The 1474-nt window shown below is 37.9% G+C and carries 2 protein-coding genes; both read right to left on the reverse strand.

What is annotated here, in order from left to right; genetic code table 11:
* Nucleotides 1-749, reverse strand: a 749-nt coding sequence (locus tag ACOVQ4_RS16840) for a ThuA domain-containing protein (protein WP_421821787.1), incomplete at its 3' end; no start/stop codon positions are given.
* 143 nt (nucleotides 750-892) lie between these two features.
* Nucleotides 893-1141, reverse strand: coding sequence for an alpha/beta hydrolase family protein (locus ACOVQ4_RS16845; RefSeq protein WP_421821788.1), 249 nt, complete (start codon nucleotides 1139-1141; stop codon nucleotides 893-895).
* Nucleotides 1142-1474 lie beyond the last annotated feature (333 nt).

The following is a 1474-nucleotide window of genomic DNA, read 5'->3' on the forward strand; positions in this document are numbered from 1 at the left end:
GGTTTACCACTACCAGCCCAAAGTAATCCTCCCCAAATATGGTTCATCGGAATCTCGTCAGAGAAAGTTTCGTGAGTATGTCCCCAGTTGGTATAGAAGGCACGACCCCCATCGTATAAATGATACCAAGCCATTGGGTGAAAATCGCCCATGGTTCCTTCCTGATAGGACTTTTCATCAACTGTCAATAACACTTTTACCTCTTTGTTGAACTGTTTGAAGTTATAAAACTCATCTTTACGTTCGAAGCTTGCAGGAAGTTTTTCGGTTGAAGGATGTTTGGCATCAGTAACCGTAAATTTACCCATTTGAACGTTAGAAACGTGTTTGCCTGGGTGACCGTCAAAGTATCCGCCAACCATTTTGCCGTACCAAGCCCAATCGTATTCCGTATCAGAAGCCGCGTGAATACCTACAAAACCGCCACCTGCTTGAATATAGTGTTCGAATGCTGTTTGTTGCTGTGCGTCCAATACATCACCAGTGGTATTATTAAATACCACAACTTTGTATTTTTTGAGGTAGTCTTCAGTAAAAAGACTAGCATTTTGAGTGGTATCTACCGAGAAACCATACTTTTTGCCAAGCTCAAACATCGCAGAAATACCATAAGGAATCGAACTGTGGCGGAAGCCTGCTGTTTTTGAGAAAACCAAAATTTTCTTGCCTTTCAAAGGGTTTGCTACTTGTGCAGTCATATTAAAAATGACTCCAGCAACAAGCATCAATGCAAAACATACTTTTTTCATGTTTAAATCAATTGGGATAAGTTGAAAAATTGAGTGCCAAAATATAGGTAAATCAGGAAACGTCTATCCTTTTTTCATCTAAAAAGCCTCTCCACTGAAAAGGAGAAGCTTTTTAGACTATACTCAAAAATAGTTTTGAAAGCCTATTTCTTTTTCAAAAACTTATCGAAAAAGTTGGCTGTGGCTTTGTAGGCACTTAACCAATTTTGATACAAAAGAAAACTATGCACTTCATCTGGAAAAATGAGTTGTTCCATATACACATCATTTTTTCGCAAAGCTTCAGCAATGGTTACGGTTTCCGAAAAAGGAACATTCTGGTCGTCATCAGAGTTGATGTCTGAAAAGGTGGAAGAAAATAAAAAAGGTAGTACGTTGTGAAAATATACCAACTAAAAATGAATTTAAGCTTTTGTATTAGTGCAAAATTTACCTTGAAACCCTTTAAGCTTTATATCTCTGGGTGAATGAATTCTAAGGTCGAAATGTCTATTTCTTTGATAGTGATTCCAATTAGTGGGTGAATTTATTCACCCATGATGAGTAAGTTTAAATAGCATTCTTAGCAATTATACAATATAGATATGCCCGTGTATTAGGATTTTTCCAGAAGCCAATCTTTTTCATCAGCTCTGTAGGAGCGACAGTTTGGTAGTCGAGATTATCTCTCTGACCTGTAAAAGGAGCGCCGTAGGTGCGACAGACTTCAAGATTGTTGGGTTTCT

Origin of the sequence: Flectobacillus sp. (assembly GCF_049240685.1) — a bacterium.
In the GTDB taxonomy this organism is placed as follows: domain Bacteria; phylum Bacteroidota; class Bacteroidia; order Cytophagales; family Spirosomataceae; genus Flectobacillus.